The sequence below is a fragment of the Heliomicrobium undosum genome, from assembly GCF_009877425.1.
GTDB classification, from domain to species: Bacteria; Bacillota; Desulfitobacteriia; order Heliobacteriales; family Heliobacteriaceae; genus Heliomicrobium; species Heliomicrobium undosum.
The window spans coordinates 181,346-196,622 of sequence record NZ_WXEY01000002.1 but is presented as its reverse complement, the minus strand read 5'-3'; the positions used below and the strand labels follow the sequence as shown (position 1 = coordinate 196,622).

Annotated in this window: 19 protein-coding genes and 1 pseudogene; all 20 read left to right on the top strand. The window is 55.6% G+C overall.

The features are described from left to right. Positions 1-284: 284 nt before the first annotated feature. The 20 genes and pseudogenes from terL (at position 285) to GTO91_RS02955 (ending at position 15,273) form a co-directional block, all read left to right on the top strand. Positions 285-1,958 (top strand): phage terminase large subunit, encoded by a 1,674-nt coding sequence (gene terL, locus GTO91_RS03050; RefSeq protein ID WP_235918961.1) that lies wholly within the window; start codon positions 285-287, stop codon positions 1,956-1,958. Positions 1,959-2,012: 54 nt separating this feature from the next. Continuing rightward, entirely contained in the window at positions 2,013-3,473 is a 1,461-nt protein-coding gene (locus GTO91_RS03045; RefSeq protein ID WP_170294072.1) for a phage portal protein, read from the top strand. 38 nt (positions 3,474-3,511) lie between these two features. Beyond that, positions 3,512-4,372 (top strand): phage minor capsid protein, encoded by an 861-nt coding sequence (locus tag GTO91_RS03040; protein WP_235918959.1) that lies wholly within the window; start codon positions 3,512-3,514, stop codon positions 4,370-4,372. 82 nt (positions 4,373-4,454) lie between these two features. Further along, on the top strand, positions 4,455-5,012 hold the full coding sequence (locus GTO91_RS03035; protein WP_161254663.1) for a hypothetical protein: 558 nt from the start codon (positions 4,455-4,457) through the stop codon (positions 5,010-5,012). Between the two features lie 56 nt (positions 5,013-5,068). Further along, positions 5,069-5,974 (top strand): major capsid protein, encoded by a 906-nt coding sequence (locus tag GTO91_RS03030; protein ID WP_161254660.1) that lies wholly within the window; start codon positions 5,069-5,071, stop codon positions 5,972-5,974. A 61-nt stretch (positions 5,975-6,035) separates the two neighbouring features. Beyond that, complete coding sequence (locus tag GTO91_RS03025) at positions 6,036-6,230, top strand: hypothetical protein (protein WP_161254657.1); 195 nt, start codon at positions 6,036-6,038, stop codon at positions 6,228-6,230. Between the two features lie 10 nt (positions 6,231-6,240). Next, positions 6,241-6,588 carry a hypothetical protein gene (locus GTO91_RS03020; protein WP_161254654.1) on the top strand — a complete coding sequence of 116 codons (348 nt, stop codon included), beginning with the start codon at positions 6,241-6,243 and terminating at the stop codon, positions 6,586-6,588. Between the two features lie 5 nt (positions 6,589-6,593). After that, positions 6,594-6,896 carry a hypothetical protein gene (locus tag GTO91_RS03015; RefSeq protein WP_161254651.1) on the top strand — a complete coding sequence of 101 codons (303 nt, stop codon included), beginning with the start codon at positions 6,594-6,596 and terminating at the stop codon, positions 6,894-6,896. Further along, a complete protein-coding gene (locus tag GTO91_RS03010) occupies positions 6,896-7,321 on the top strand; it encodes a hypothetical protein (RefSeq protein ID WP_161254648.1) in 426 nt (141 codons plus the stop codon). The genes GTO91_RS03015 and GTO91_RS03010 overlap by 1 nt, the downstream gene beginning before the upstream one ends. A gap of 4 nt (positions 7,322-7,325) precedes the next feature. Next, a complete protein-coding gene (locus GTO91_RS03005; RefSeq protein WP_161254645.1) occupies positions 7,326-7,694 on the top strand; it encodes a minor capsid protein in 369 nt (122 codons plus the stop codon). Between the two features lie 4 nt (positions 7,695-7,698). After that, complete coding sequence (locus GTO91_RS03000; RefSeq protein WP_161254643.1) at positions 7,699-8,124, top strand: phage tail tube protein; 426 nt, start codon at positions 7,699-7,701, stop codon at positions 8,122-8,124. A gap of 12 nt (positions 8,125-8,136) precedes the next feature. After that, positions 8,137-8,433: a gene transfer agent family protein gene (locus GTO91_RS02995; protein ID WP_161254640.1), complete on the top strand. Its 297-nt coding sequence runs from the start codon at positions 8,137-8,139 to the stop codon at positions 8,431-8,433. A gap of 53 nt (positions 8,434-8,486) precedes the next feature. Next, positions 8,487-8,747: pseudogene (locus GTO91_RS18760) on the top strand (hypothetical protein); the annotation flags it as partial. 21 nt (positions 8,748-8,768) lie between these two features. Continuing rightward, positions 8,769-11,249, top strand: coding sequence for a tape measure protein (locus tag GTO91_RS02985; protein ID WP_161254637.1), 2,481 nt, complete (start codon positions 8,769-8,771; stop codon positions 11,247-11,249). After that, positions 11,249-12,907: a hypothetical protein gene (locus GTO91_RS02980; RefSeq protein ID WP_161254634.1), complete on the top strand. Its 1,659-nt coding sequence runs from the start codon at positions 11,249-11,251 to the stop codon at positions 12,905-12,907. The genes GTO91_RS02985 and GTO91_RS02980 overlap by 1 nt, the downstream gene beginning before the upstream one ends. Next, positions 12,904-13,314: a hypothetical protein gene (locus GTO91_RS02975; RefSeq protein ID WP_161254631.1), complete on the top strand. Its 411-nt coding sequence runs from the start codon at positions 12,904-12,906 to the stop codon at positions 13,312-13,314. Before GTO91_RS02980 ends, GTO91_RS02975 begins: the two co-directional genes overlap by 4 nt. Before the next feature lie 63 nt (positions 13,315-13,377). Beyond that, positions 13,378-14,058, top strand: coding sequence for a hypothetical protein (locus GTO91_RS02970; protein ID WP_161254626.1), 681 nt, complete (start codon positions 13,378-13,380; stop codon positions 14,056-14,058). Further along, entirely contained in the window at positions 14,058-14,708 is a 651-nt protein-coding gene (locus GTO91_RS02965; protein WP_161254623.1) for a hypothetical protein, read from the top strand. The genes GTO91_RS02970 and GTO91_RS02965 overlap by 1 nt, the downstream gene beginning before the upstream one ends. 11 nt (positions 14,709-14,719) lie before the next feature. Next, positions 14,720-15,097, top strand: a complete 378-nt coding sequence (locus tag GTO91_RS02960) for a hypothetical protein (protein ID WP_161254620.1) — start codon at positions 14,720-14,722, stop codon at positions 15,095-15,097. Further along, a complete protein-coding gene (locus GTO91_RS02955) occupies positions 15,097-15,273 on the top strand; it encodes a hypothetical protein (protein ID WP_161254617.1) in 177 nt (58 codons plus the stop codon). The genes GTO91_RS02960 and GTO91_RS02955 overlap by 1 nt, the downstream gene beginning before the upstream one ends. Positions 15,274-15,277 lie beyond the last annotated feature (4 nt).

Genomic DNA, 15,277 nt, shown 5'->3' with positions numbered 1-15,277 from the left:
TTGTGGTTTTTTTTCCATGATAGCAACAATATGTCGATATGACGATATACCGACGCGTGCCCTCGACATCTTTTTGCAAAATTTTTCGCTTTATCAACAGGAATATAGTGTTTTTCTGTGGATATAGTGAATAACTGCACAAAAATGGCTTTTAACAGGAAAAACGCTGTCGAACTTAGGCGCTTCAGATTGAATCTGGAGCGTCTTTTTTTTGTTTTCCTCAAAAATCCTCGGAGGTGAACTAACCCATAAACATCCTCGATCGCATGGAACGCCAGCAACGAATGGAACTGTTAGAACAGCGCGTCCAGCTATTTGACGAGGTTCGAGCCAAGCAAGAATTGAGCCCCACCATGCAGACCGAGTATATCGCCGATCTCAAAGAGCTGTACCGGCTCCGGCGGATCGACCGGTCGGAGTTTGATGTCCTGTTCTTCATGTACGAGTATTTTTCTGACGACAAAAACCCAGCAAACGAGCAGAACCTCATTCCGGTAGGCACCACTATCGACGACGCCCCTCGATTCCACCGGGAACTCTGCGATCTCCTTCGCGTGGTCTCTATCGACAACCCCACGGCCCGGATCGCCTGGGCCGCCCCACGGGGCCACGCCAAGTCGGCCTACCTCTCCAACGGCTTTCCCGTTCATGAAATCGTCTTCAATAAGCGAAAGTACATCCTCATCATCTCGGAAACGGATTCGATGGCCAAGAAGTTCATCGAATGGATCTCGCTGCAGCTCAAATTCAATCAGAAGCTACGGGACGATTTCGGCGAGTTACTTTCAGACCGTAAGGCCATGAACGAACGGGACAATCAGGAGGCGTTCCTTACCCGTACCGGCATCCTCGTCGAGGCGGCATCAATGGGGAAGCAGCTACGAGGTAAGCGGAACGGCTCATACCGGCCGGACTTGGTCATCCTCGATGATTTGGAATCGGCGAAGAACACCAACACGCCAGAGTTACGGGATAAAAACTTGCACTGGTTCAACTCCGTCGTTATGCCGATTGGCGACCCGGCCAAGACAGCCTTCATCTACATGGGCACCATCGTTCATGCGCGGGGCTTACTCCCCACGGTCTTGCAGCGGTCGGACTTTGAATCGCGCACCTACTCCGCCATCGTATCTCCGCCGGAACGGGGCGACCTGTGGGAGCAGTTCGAATCGACCTGCCGCAATCCAGAGAACGAAACCCGGCTGGATGTTGCCATCGCGTTCTACCAGACAAATCAAGAAGAAATGGATCAGGGCGTCGAGGTCTTATGGCCGGGACGCTTTTCTTATTCGCGGCTGATGATCGAGAAGGTCAATATCGGCTCCCGGGCCTTCGGTTCCGAGTACCTCAACAACCCCATCGACGAAGAGACCCAAATCTTCAAACCGTCCATGTTTACCTTCTTCGACTACCCGGAACTGCGTGACAAAATGGGCCGGCCTGTTCCCCTGGACTACTTCGGAGCCTGGGACATCGCGATGGGCAAGAATAACCGTTCAGATTACAACGCCATCGTTGTCATCGGGCGGGACCGGCGGACCGGCATCCTGTATGTCGTGGAGACCTGGGCGAGGAAGTGCCCGGCCCATGAGGCGCTTCTTGAGGTCATCAACAAAATCGGTAAGTATCGGCCCCGGATTTTCGCCATCGAGACCGTCCAAGCCCAGTTCGACCTGTTCCGTCAGGCCCGAGAGCGAATGGCTAAGGAAGGCATTTACTCGACTAAGCTCAAAGCGGTCACCAGCAAGACCAAGAAGGAAGAACGGATCGAGTCGCTGGAGCCCATTATCGAACAGGGGATTCTCCGGTTCATGAAGCACCAGCGTATCCTGCTGGAGCAGTTGGAGCAGTTCCCGAACCATGACCACGACGATCTGCCCGACGCCTTGCAGATGGCCGTTGAACTCTGCGGCGGTGGACGGCGGCGGACGTTCCATCAAAAACCAGTTGGATTGTAAAATCCCGCCACGGCCCTACATGGTGGGTGAAAAAAGTGGAAGGGAGGTCAGCAATTGTCCATCTTCTCCATTGGCGCTTACTACCCGGCACCAGAGCATCGGGAGCGGATTCGGCGATATCGGGAGAACAAAAAGCTGTTTCTCGGCAAGCACTTCGACGTATTCCAGCGGGTTCAAAACAAACTTTCGCGCAGGCAAAACGAACTGCTCTATATTTCCACGAACCTCCCCGGTGTGATTTGCAAGAAATCAGCCGATTTTTTATTTGGCGAGCAACCGACCTTCTCCGCCGGAAAGAGCGACAACTCCGCAGAGCAGACGGCAATCGAACGGCTTCTCGACACCAATGACCTCCACATCCTCAACTATGAGAGCGCGCTGTCCAACGCCTATCGGGGAGATTCCTTTTACAAAATTCGCTACGGCCAAGAGTACGGCGGGGCGGTGGGCAAGGATGTGGATCCCTTCCGGGTGATCATTGAAGCCCAGAATCCGGAGTTTGTCTTCCCCGAAACGGCACCGGGAGACGCCAACCGGATGATCGCCGTTCACATCGCCTACCCGGTGCTGGTGAAATGCGGCGACAGCGAGGATTGGGTCCTGAATGTCGAAAGCCATTATCCTGGACGGATCGTCTACGCCAAGTACAAGATGGAGCCGATTGTTGTCACGGTCGATAATGAAATCAACGAATGGAAGATTTACGCGGAGCTTCCTGGCGAACGGCGGGAAGTGCTTACGGGCGTCCCCTATCCGTTGGTCGTTCACGTGCCCAACTACGCCACGGACGATTGCTGGGAAGGTATCGACGACCTCAGCGAGAACAAACCGCTATTCGATGAAATCAACCACCGGCTCTCGCAGATCGCCTCTATCCTAGATAAACATGCAGATCCGGCCATGGCGGTTCCGGCGGGTACCCTCGGCGAGGACGAACTGGGCAATCCCATCTTTCGGGTGGGTGTAGATAAAGTCTTTGAGGTCATGAGCAAAGACGAAGTGGTCCCGCAGTACATCACCTGGGACGGCCAACTCCAGGCGGCCTTTACCGAACTGGACAAGCTGGTGAAGCTGCTGCTCATCAACGCTGAAATCCCCGAAATCGCTTTGGGCTCCGGCGATGCAGGAACCAGCGGTGCCTCGGGCCTGGCGATCAAATGGCGGTTAAACTCCATCCTGGCGAAGATCAACCGTAAGCGCCAGTATTACAACAAGACCTTGAAGCGAGTCCTTTTGATCGCCCAGCTTCTCGAAGTCGCCTGCAAAGGGCCGCAGGATTACGAAGTGACCATCCCCAAGGTTAAATTCAAGGACGGCCTGCCCGACGATGAGACGGAAATGGCGAACATCATGTCCATCCGTACTGGCGGCAAGGCGACGATCTCTCAAAAATCAGCCCTCATGTGGCTTGACGATTTGACGGAAGAACAGGCCGAAGCGGAACTGAAGCGGATGAATGACGAGGAAGCGGTGGCCGATCCGGCCATCTTTCAGCAGCCCGGTGATGACGGATGATTCCAAAACCCGTATATGAACGGGACGTCAAACGGCTGATGAGCTATTACAAGAAGGCGTTCGCAGAGATCGTCGAACGGCTAAAGGTCATTTCAGCATCGGGCGGGTTGGAAAAAGCCTACGCCGAATCGTTGCTCAGTCAAATCATGGTGATCCTACGAGACCTAGATGGCGCCACGAAATCCTGGTGCGAAGCGGTAATCAAAGAATCCTTCACAGAGGCCCAGGCGCAGACCATCCTCACATTGGGCGATGCAACCTCGATATCGGAGGCGGCATCGTCCATTTCTTTTTCCATGCTGGCGAGAGAACGGGTTGACGCCCTTATCAGCGACACCTATACGGACCTCTTGATGGCCACGCAAAACACCGAGCGAAAAGTAAAGCAGCTTGTGCGAACCGCCGTCAGCGAGACATTACGCCAAAAAGCCTTGGAACAGATGGGCCGTCAGAGCATGAAGAAGACAATCGTCGATGACCTCACGCAAAAAGGGCTGTCGGCCAAGCTAAATAGCGAAGCCTGGGTGGGCATCGTTGACCGGGCTGGTCGCCGATGGAACCTCTCCACCTATGCGGAGATGGTGGTTCGAACAAAGCTGACCCAGGCCCACATCGAGGGAACACGTGTAGAGACGTTAGAACGGGGCGTCGACCTGGCGGTGGTTTCGTCGCATGGAGCAAAAGACGCATGTCGGACCTTTGAAGGGCTGGTGATCTCCCTACATGGCTTGACGCCGGGCTATCTCACCTATGACCAACTTCGATCCACCGGCAAAATCTTTCACCCCAACTGCCAGCACCACGTCAGCCCGGTGCGGGATATGGGCTTACTGCCGGAGCGGTTACGGGAAAAGCACCGTGAAAAAGCAATAGAAGCGCAGAAGGCACTTCGCAACTAACGCGGGTGCCTTTTTTCATATTCCAATTAACCCCCACGCGGACGCGACCGCGACAACAAGCGAAGGGCAAGGAGGATGTTTTTTGGCAGAGGAAACGCAGGTTCAAGAGCAGCAGACAACGGCTCCCGAAGCTCCCGCTACCAAAGAGCCGGAAGGAAAACCTCAGGAACACCTGATTCCCAAATCCCGGTTTGACGAGGTCAACACCAAGTACAAGGACGTCCAAGGAAAGTTAGACCAATTGCTGGCCGAACGAGATACCCAGGCCAAGAAGACCAAAGAACAGCAAGGCAAGTTCGAGGAACTGTACAAGACCGCAGCCGACGAACTGACCAAGACGAAGGACGGCTACAAGACCGCAAGTTCTCGGGTTGAGCAGTTAGAATCGGTCATCAACGGCCTCTTGGAAGCCAAGTTGGAGGGCATCCCGAAGGACTTTCATGACCTGGTCCCCGGAAACCTCACCCCGGAAGCCAAGCTGGAATGGCTGGCGATGGCGGAGCAGAAAGGGCTGTTCGGCACCGGCAAACAGGAACAGCCAGTCGGCCAGGCGACCAACCCGGCGCAAGCGCAGACCACGGACCTCAACCAACTCAGTTCCATCCAGCTTCTTAAAATGGGCTATGCCCAACGAGCGTAATCCTCGCGGATTGCGCTTTTTTTATGCCCAAAAACGATTAGGGAGGAATACATTCTTTGGCATTAACGATGACGGAAGCCGCGAAGCTATCGACTGATATTCTGCAGAAAGGCGTCATCCAAACCTTTGCCCGTTCGTCTCCCATCCTGGAACTCTTGCCGTTCATGGAGATTTCGGGCAACTCGTACAAGTACAATCAGGAGCAAACTTTGCCCGGCATCGCGTTCCGTTCCGTCAATGAAGGTTACGTCGAATCCGCAGGCGTCGTCAATCAACTCTCCGAGGGACTGTATATCCTCGGCGGGGACGTTGACATTGACAAGTTCCTCGTCCAGACCCGTGGGAATGTCAACGACATCCGGTCCATCCACACGGACCTGAAAGCCAAGGCCCTCGCTTTGGAGTTTACCCGAGCTTTTTTCAAGGGCGACGCTGCTTTGCCGGGGCAGTTCGACGGGCTGCAAAAACGGCTCACTGGTTCTCAAATTATTGATAATAACGATGGATTCTTCGATTCGGACAAGCTGGACGAACTGATTGACGCGGTAGAAGGTGAACCGGACATCCTTCTTTGCTCCAAAGCGATGCGTCGTGAAATCAAGAAGTCGTTGAAGACCTCCACCCACTATATCGAGAGTGGCGAGGATTCCTTTGGTCGACAAGTCAGCACCTACGCTGGGATCCCCATCCGCATCATCGAAACCGACGGAGCCGGACAAGAAATCCTTGGTTTTAACGAACTGAACAAGGCCGGTACGGAGTCCAACACAGGCTCCATCTACGCTATTAAATTCGGGACCGAGCAGTATGTCTCGGGCCTGCGTAACGGCGGCGTATCTGTTCGAGACCTTGGCGAGATCGACAGCAAGCCCGTATTCCGCACCCGGATTGAGTTCTACTGCGGGATGGCGGTGTTCCATCCTCGGGCAGCCGCACGGCTGCGGTACATCAAAAAATCCTAATCGATGAACGGCGTGGTGGAGCGATCTGCCACGCCTTCATTTTTCGTAGGGAGGGAAAAGATTGGCGAAGTATCGGATTAAGACGCCCAACGCGATCTATAACGGTGTAACGGAGGGCGTACTTTTTCAAAACGGTGAGGCCATCGTGGAAGATGAACGACTGAAAAACCTTCTGACAAACGATTACGGATATACCGCTGAAGTTATCGGCGAGGAACCGGCGGAAGAAAAGAAGCCGAAGACCGTTGCGAAGTAGGTGAGGCGAGATGGCGGATCTAAATCTAGCCAACACCTACTTTGTCACGCAAGTTCTTCATAACGAGGAATGGACGGCAGCCGACGACGTCACTCGCCATCGCGCCTTGAACACGGCTGAAACTCAGCTTTACCGGGTGTTCCGAAGTTATCGACGGGACACCCGGCCTCTTCCCGATGAAGCGGTGTTCGAGCAAGCCCTGTGGCTCTTGCGAATGGACGAAACGGTTCGCAAGTCCCAGCAGGGCGTGACCTCCGTTTCTGTCAGCGGCCTTGGCATCTCTATGAACACGGTCCCCCGCATTTCCCCTGAAGTGATCGCCATTCTGGGCCGCCGGGTGGGGAGGTATGCTGACTGATTCCGATGAAGCAGACCGTCCTCATTCGGCGCTCCGGGGAACTGGACATTTGGGGAAACCCGGCCCTCAGCGAGCCCGTTGCCTACCTATGTCGGCTGGATTCAAGTTCGAAGCGGATGACCAACGCCAATGGGCAGGAAATCGTCCTGACGGCTGAAATCCTGCTCAAAGGGTTGGCTCCGGTGGAATACGGCGATCAACTGGAATGGACCGATGAATTGGGCCGCACCACCCGAAAAAACCCTGTTCGCATTGATGTTCTGCGGGATTTCAGCGGCAAACCCCTGTTCACGAAAGTGGTGGTCTGATGAAAGCTCGCTTCAAGATCGATGACCGTATTCTCCGGCGGGTACAGAAGGAAATTCAGAAACAGTTGTCCCGCGCCGTCCACGACTGTGCCGACGATTTGGTCCGCACGTCCTCGGAAACGGCCCCTCACGATAAGGGCGTGTTGGAAAAGTCCTATGCCAAGGAAGTGACCGCTGTCAGAAGCAAAGTAGCTGCCAAGGTGGATTACTGCGTCAAGGAAGGCCCGTTCAACTACGCCCTGTGGATGCATGAATGCCGATATCGGCTCGGCTCTGGCTCCCTTGCGAAACCCGGCGGCGTGGGCATGAGCGGCAAGCACTACCCCGTTGGAACTAAGTTTTTGACCCGACCGCTGGAAGGCGAAACTCCGGCGTACAAACAGCACATCGAACGGGAACTGCAATCCGTGATTAAGGGGGCTTAATGAGGTGAGTATCACCGAACTCATCGCGGTCCTCAAGCAAACCGCCCCCTTCACGTACTTCGCCAATACGTTCCCACCGCTGGCTGGTGATTGTGCGGCTGTCCAGCTGACAGGCGGGGGAGAAGCAAGTCTGAAAGCAAACATCAGCCGCCCCGCCTTACAGATATTGATCCGGGCCAGCGATCCGGCTGTGGCAGAGAAAAAAGCCACTGACCTTCATCAGGCCCTTCACGGCAAACGCAACTTCGACGTGGGAACAACCCACGTCATTTTTTGTGCAGCCGCACAGTCTGGACCTCTGTTTCTGGGCCTCGATGAAAACAATCGTTCTGTCTACTCGCTGAATTTCACCTTGATCACTGAGGAGGCTTGATTATTTGGCAAAAATCGCAGGCGTAGACGTGCTGCTGTACGTCCAAACGGGTTCGGATTCCGTCACCAGCCAGCCCGTATACACGGTGGTTGGCGGCCAGAGTGGAGCCACCCTGAACCGTTCGGCCAACCTGATCGAAACCACTTCCAAGGACGCCTACGGCTGGGCTGAGAATGTGGCCGGGGTGCTCTCCTGGAGCATCGATTGCGACGGATTCATGTTGGAGAGCGACACCGCCTTGGACCACCTGGACGAAGTGTTTAACAGCCGATCCACATTGAAAGCGGAAATCCGGCTGCCTTCCGGCAAGCGATACACCGGAACCTGCATCATCACTGACTTTCCCTACGAGTTCCCCCAGGATGACGCGGCGACCTACAAACTGACTTTGACCGGCACCGGGGCGTTGGCGGTATCGACAGGAAGCTAAAGGAGGTAACGGATGGCAAACAAACAGCGTGGATTCGTGGATATTGACCTGGACAAGCCTCGGCGGCTCCGCTACACCCTCAACGCCCTGGCCGAAATTGAAGATAAGCTGGGGCTGACGGTAACAGAACTGGGCGAGGCAAACCTTGGCCTCAAGGCGATCCGCACGTTCCTGTGGGCCGGGCTCATCCATGAAGCCCCGGAACTGACGGAGAAAGCCGTGGGCGATTGGGTGGATTTTGAGAACATGGCCTACGTCCAGACCAAGATTGCGGAAGCCTTTGAAACGGCGACCCGAAAAAACGATTAACGCGAGCCGACTGGGACCAACTCAAAAAGGTCGCCTTCGGCTCGCTTGGTTTTTCCCCGGATCAGTTTTGGGCGATCACGCTGGCCGAACTGCTGGACCTCATCGACAGCCGGTTTGAGGCCGAGCGTCAGCGCCAGGAAGCCGAGGATTACCGGACAGCCTGGCTGGCCTGCCACATCATGAACGCCAGCGGGAACCTGAAGCGGCCGGTAACGCCCGATAAACTGCTCGGCAAAACGGCTGATGTGAAGCGGGTTCAACGTAACGAGCAGCTTCAAGCTCTGTCGGAGTTAAAACAGAAGTTCAAATCGTAGGGCCGATAAGGAGGGAAGCGGTTGGCCTCACTCTCCAGCGTTCTTGTCAGCTTCACCGCCGATATCTCCGGCCTGCAATCGAAAATCCAGACGGCTATGGGACAGGTGAAATACGCCGGTGGACAGATGCAACAGACGGGCTCCACAATGGGTGGGGCCTTTTCTAGTTTAAAGAGCGTCGCCCTGCCTGCCATCGGCGCAATCACCACGGCCCTCGGCGGCCTGAGCATCGGCAAAGGATTGTCGTTTAACGCCGACATGGAGCAGGCGGCCATCTCTTTTGAAACCCTGCTTGGATCCGCTGAAAAGGCGCGGGACATGATCGGCCAACTGCAGCGATTCGGAGCCGAGACGCCCTTCGAGTTCCCCGGCCTGCAAAAGTCGGCCAAGTTGATGCTGGCGATGGGTTTTAGCGCCGAGAGCGTCATGCCCAACCTCCGGTCCATCGGCGATGCTGTATCCGCGATCGGCGGGGGAGAGGAAGTCCTCAATGGCATCACCATGGCTCTCGGCCAGATGGCCACCAAGGGCAAGGTGTCGGCGGAGGAAATGAACCAGTTGGCCGAACGGGGCATCCCTGCCTGGGACCTGATGGCCGACAAACTGGGCATGAGCAAGCAACAACTCATGGCGCTATCTGCCCAGGGGAAGGTCATGGCTGACGAGGCCGTCCCGGCGCTGATTGAAGCAATGGGCACCAAGTTCTCCGGGGCCATGCAGAAGCAGAGCCAGACCTTTACCGGGATGCTTAGTACCTTGAAAGACAACACGAACATGCTGATCGGCCAGGTGTTGCAGCCGGTATCGGAGCGGTTAAAAGCTTTCATGCCGCTGGCCATCGCTTTTGTGGACAAGCTATCGTCCGGGTTTAAGGCCGACGGATTAAAGGGGGCCATAGAAGGCGCCTTCTCGCCAGGAGTAGCAACGGTATTAAACGGCATCATCACTGGCGTATCAACGCTGTTCTCAATTCTGCAAGACAACTGGGGTATCATCAGCCCCATCCTGCTCGGCATTGCCTCTGGATTTACAGCGTTTGCAGCCATCAATGGGATCCTTTCCGCAGCCATCAGCGTCATGGCAGCCTACGGCGCAGCGGCGGCAGCGTTGGCCACGCCGGTCGGGATTGCCGCAGCCGTAATCGGGACGCTGGCAATCGCCGGGATTTATTTGTACACCCACTGGGACGAAATCACGAAAAAACTGGCTACTTGCTGGTCAACTATCGAGCAAACTGCAGTCTCGATTTGGACCGGTATCGGCGTTTTCTTCCAGGTTATCTGGGACGGGCTCCTTGAAACGGCTGCAGCAGTTTGGGATGCCTACTCCGCTTATCTGAGTAGCGTATGGTCCGCAATCGGCACGGCGGCCAGTGCGGCGTTTACGTCGATTCAAAGTATAGCTGCGGGAGCCTGGAACGGCATTGCCGCTATCTTTCAAGGAGCCGGCAACACGGTCGTGGCGATCGTGGCGAACGCATGGACGGCAATTTCAGCCCTGTTTTCGGCCCATACCCAAACCTTAGCGGCAATTGCCCAGGCCATTTGGAACGGTCTGAAAATCGTCTTTGCCGCAGGCTTCCTGATTTTGATCGACCTCGTCGCTGGCAACTGGGATCGCATCGTCGAAACCTTCGAGGCGGCGAAAGCCCGGCTGGGTGATATCGTCGCCACGCTTTGGGAAAGCCTCAAACGAATCTGGACCAGCGCCTTTGATACGATCCGTCGAGCCACCACCGACAGCATGAATTCGGTAAAAGATGAGATCGCCCGAGCGATGAATGCGGTAAGCCAGAAGATCGGTTCGGCCTGGGAGTTTATTGGCCGGGTTTGGAATAATACCTTAACCGCCGTGGACGGGAGCACCCGGACCATTCTCGCCTCTGTTCTGGAGACTGTAATCGCCGCCGCCCTGTCGCTCAAATCCACTTGGGATGAAGCCACAAAAACCTTCCGGCGGCTAACCGAAGAGATGTGGCGATTGGTGCTGGCCTGCTTTGCCGAGGCTCCGGGGAAGCTGATGGCGGCCATGACGGTCATCAAGACGGTCCTCCGGCAGAAATGGGAGGAAATCAAGCAAGAAGCGTTTACCATGGGCATGAACGTGGTCCGCGGTTTTGTGGACGGCATGATGAACCTCGGCGGCTGGCTCCGTAACGCCGCAGCCGGCCTGTTTCAGGGAGCTATCGATTCGGCCAAAAGCGCCCTGAAAATCCACTCACCCTCCCGGGTTATGCGCGAAATCGGGGAATTCACGGCCCTCGGCTTCATCGCGGGTATGGATCGCCAGGGGGACGCGGTGGGCGACGCCGGTCGGACGATGGCGAACAGGGCCACTCATGAAGTCGCTTCAACGGCCTACGCCCCGCGACCCTTCTCTACGCCGGAACTCTCACCGGCAGGCGGCGGCAACACCTTTCACATTACGATCCAAGGCAGCAACGCCTCGGAGATTTGGGAGCAGCTAGAACGGCAACTGGCCCGGCGAGGGGTGAAGTGGTAATGGCCGAGTCCTTTCGCATCGCCGGTATCGAACGGATTTCTGCAATCCTGCTGGAGGATATTTCGATTGAACAGGTGCTCACCCAAATGGTGGACACCTGTTCTTTTTGCATCAAGAACGTAAAGCCCACCGAAGGTGACGAAGTGATCGTGGAAGTCAACGGCAAGCGGCTATTTGCGGGGATCGTCGATACAGTCAAACTGTCCCGCCGGGTGGGGGCCTTGCGGATCTGGCAGGTGGAGTGCCAGGACTATACCTACCAGTTGGATCGGCGGTTGGTGGTGGAGACGTACGAAAACCGCACAGCCGATTGGATTGTGCGGGACATCTGTCTTAAGTACGCCCCCGACTTTGCGGCAAACCACGTCCAGACCGGTGCGCCGAATGTGGCCTTTATCATCTTCGACTACCAGCAGCCCTCTGAGTGTTTCAAGAAGCTGGCCGAGTATTGCGGGTGGGACTGGTATGTGGACTATTTCCGGGACGTTTGGTTCTTCGATCCTGCTGATACGACCCGGTCCTCGCCCGTACCCATCGACCAGACGTTTCCCCTCCGCAACATCAAGCACGACATCCAAATCCAAGGGCTCCGCAACCGGGTGTACGTCCGGGGCGGTGTGATGCTGTCGGATCCCTTTTATTACGAAACCAAGGCAGACGGGTTGGCCCGGATTTGGATGCTTCCCCATAAACCCCATGAGTTGAGCTTTCAGATTGCTGGGGTGCCGGTGTCGGTGGGGATTGAAAACGTCCATGACGAGGCCGAGTACGCTTACCTCCTGAACTACCAGGAAAAGTACGTCAAAGCCAGCCCTCAGACCGCAACGACACCTGGCGGATCAACGCTCTCTTTCACATACCGCTACGACATCGACGTAATCACCATGATCGACGATATCCGCTCCCAGCAGGCTGTTGCGGCGGTGCAGGGCGGCGACGGGGTGTACGAACATGTCATCGTCGATCCCAAGCTAACCTCCATTGAGGCGGCGGAGGCGGCAGGGCAGGCGGATTTACGGAGCCACGCCAATCCCCGGGTGAAAGGCAGCTTCGATACCGAAACAGGCGAGTGGACACCGGGACAATTGATCGCCGTGGACTTACCAGACATCGGCGTCTCTGGAACGTACCTCGTCCAGTCTGTAACCCTTTCGCCGCTGACGCCGGATCAATGGACCTATCATGTGGAGTACGGCGGCCGGCTGCTCGGCATCCCGGATGTCTTACAGGCGCTGGTCAGCAGCCAAAAAAACGCAGGCTTGAACGAAACGGCCCGGCTGAACAAGTTCATCTATGGCACCGAAGGCTTACAGGTTGGCGACAGTCTTGTAACCAAAGCGGCCCAGCTGCCCTTTGTGGTTGAGCAAAGTCTCGAGTTCGAAGCAACCCCCTTAAACCCGGTCCAGACGCTGTTTGCGGAGGCCGGGTTTTTGTCATTGTGGACCGTTGATTCCAACACGTGGCCCCAGGTTGAGATGGCGACCAGTTTGGACGGAATCGCTTTTTCTCCTTGGCGATCTGTTCCGCTACATCAAACGATTGACCTGCAGAACCCCGGTTATGTTCGCTTTCGGGCTCTATCAGGACGAGTACAGGGGCGCGTCTGGAAACGCCCCTTTGATGAGACCATGACCATTTGCAACGGGGTGGCTATTTGAAAGTTAACGTAAAAGGCGAGTGGTTCTTCGAGTATTCCGATGGCACGATAAAAGGCCCGCTGAACAACTTCATCACCCAGGCCGGTTTCGGGTTGATCGCCCAGAACATCGGCCTACTGCCCAGCCCTTACCTGGTCATCGGCGACGACACAGCGCCCGGCGAGACCATCGCAGAACTGCTGCGAAAGCCCGTATCATCGGTAAGCCAATCGGGCAATCAGGTGAGGTTTCGCACACAGCTTCTGCCGGGGGAGGCGAACGGGGATCACCGCAAAGTATCCATCTTCGTGGGAGCCACTGATGTTGCAGGAACGGGCACGATGCTGAACCTGCTGGTGCAACCCTGGTCGAAAAGCGCCAACACGGTCTTAACTGTTGAGGCGAGGATTACGGTAAAAGGCGAGTAAGGAGGGACGAATATACCGATCAACGCGTTTAAGGCCGGAGTGAGCGTTCTCGACGAGGCCACGATGAACAGCCTGCTCACATTGCAGCCGTTCTCGCTGATTTACGACGGGGTACAGAAAGATGGAAAAACCGGCTCCGGCATCGCGGAATTTGACTGTGCCAGCTACGACCACGCCATCCGGTTTACGGCGGCTAATACCACGGAGGTTGCTCGGGTTGAACTGGAACTGGCCCGGCATGGTAGTGGGGCCGATGTCATCATTGAGATTCGCTCGGGCCTGGCCGCGAACGGCAACTCCGACGGGACAACGCTCAAGCGAAGCATTCTGCCAAAGGAATTCTTGCCGGAAGCCCGAGGGTATTTCAGCATCCCTGTTGACCTGACTGGGCTTACAGCAGGCGCCATCTACTGGTTGGTGATCCTTCGCGGAGGCAACGCTGTGGATCACTTTCACCTGCATGGAGAAACAGGGTTAGATGCGGCCTACCCCAGCTATCGTCGGCTCAACCCAGGTGCTTGGGAGGAAGAGAGCGCCGTTCACTTCAAAATGTTTGCTGGTGAGTCGGGCGAATTGAAGCACGGCGTGTACGGGACCGGTTATACCACGCTGGAATACGCAGGGGAAATGGTCAGCAGGGTCTATCGGTATCTTCCACCAATTGACGGCCATGCCGGAGGGATTCGCGACACAGTGTCCTATGCATGGGTCGGCGAGTATCTGAAACGAGGGGGAACTGGCTGATGTTTGGACTAAGCGAGGCTATGCTGTCATTCTTCCGACGGCAGATTGGATTACGAACGGACGCCAACAATGCCGCCGGGAGTTTACACGCCAAGGTTGGGGACCTGAAAGCCAATAACACCAGTGAGCACACGGCTATTGCATCGGCCTTGGCCCGAACGCCCTGGGCTGCCGGAAAAAAGGTTTATATTGCGAGCGGCTTCAACGCCACAACATATCCTAGCCAAAACGACGTAGAGGTTTTTAATATCACTGGGCCTCTGCATGTTCTCGGCGGGTACATCGAGTTCATGTCGGGAGCCTCCAACTTATCCTACAAGCTGGAAGTGGATGGTTCTTTTATTATGAACGGTGTTTACGGGAGCACGCTAAACCACCCTTCTACCGGGGTATGGATTTGGCGGCCTTCCACGGGCGATTATTTTGGCACAAGCCACAAATCTCTCGCCTTTTTCCTGCCGGATACGTACACGCAATCATTCTACTCGCCTAACTCTACGTACACCTACACTTCATTTTCAGGCACTGCCATCTTTACATTTCCACCGCTCTTTTACTCGGAATCGCGCATCCGCCTGACCTTCTCCAATACGTCAAGCAGTTACCAAAGCCCCTCCCTAAAATGGGGCATCTTCTATACCCGAGTCTAAGGGGGACGCCGATGATTACGGAATACGTCGTTGAAAATGGCTCCGTCTACAAAGTCGAACGGGAAGGGGGCTGTCTCCTAAGCAAGTCCTTTTTTTGCCCGGAAATCCAGCTCCATGTGACCAGCCTAAAATCAGGCGTCCGTGCAGGGGAGGCTATGCCCGTAACGGTTGAACTCCGGAGTTGGAAGAACACCCCATTGTCAGATGCTGCGGTTCTAACCGTTCAAGTCGATCTGGAAGGGGAGAACCCCGTCGTCTTAAACCTCGATATGGTCAACGGCAAGGCCGAATTTGACTTTGTGGCGGAGGCAGCGGGGAAGTATCGGGTATTCGTACAGGCCCAAAACACCGTTTCGGAGCCGATGTCCTTTGAGGTGGAGGTGTCGTAATGGCAAGACCTACGATTCGGATCCCCAAACCGCAGAGCCAACAAACAAAGGAATTGCGTGAACAACGGTTGGCCGTTCTTTCGGAAAAGCGAGCGAAGGGCACAAAACTTACCCTGGAGGATATGGACGATAAACTCAACCTGATTTTGGAGCTAATAAAAGAAATCCGGCGATAACCGA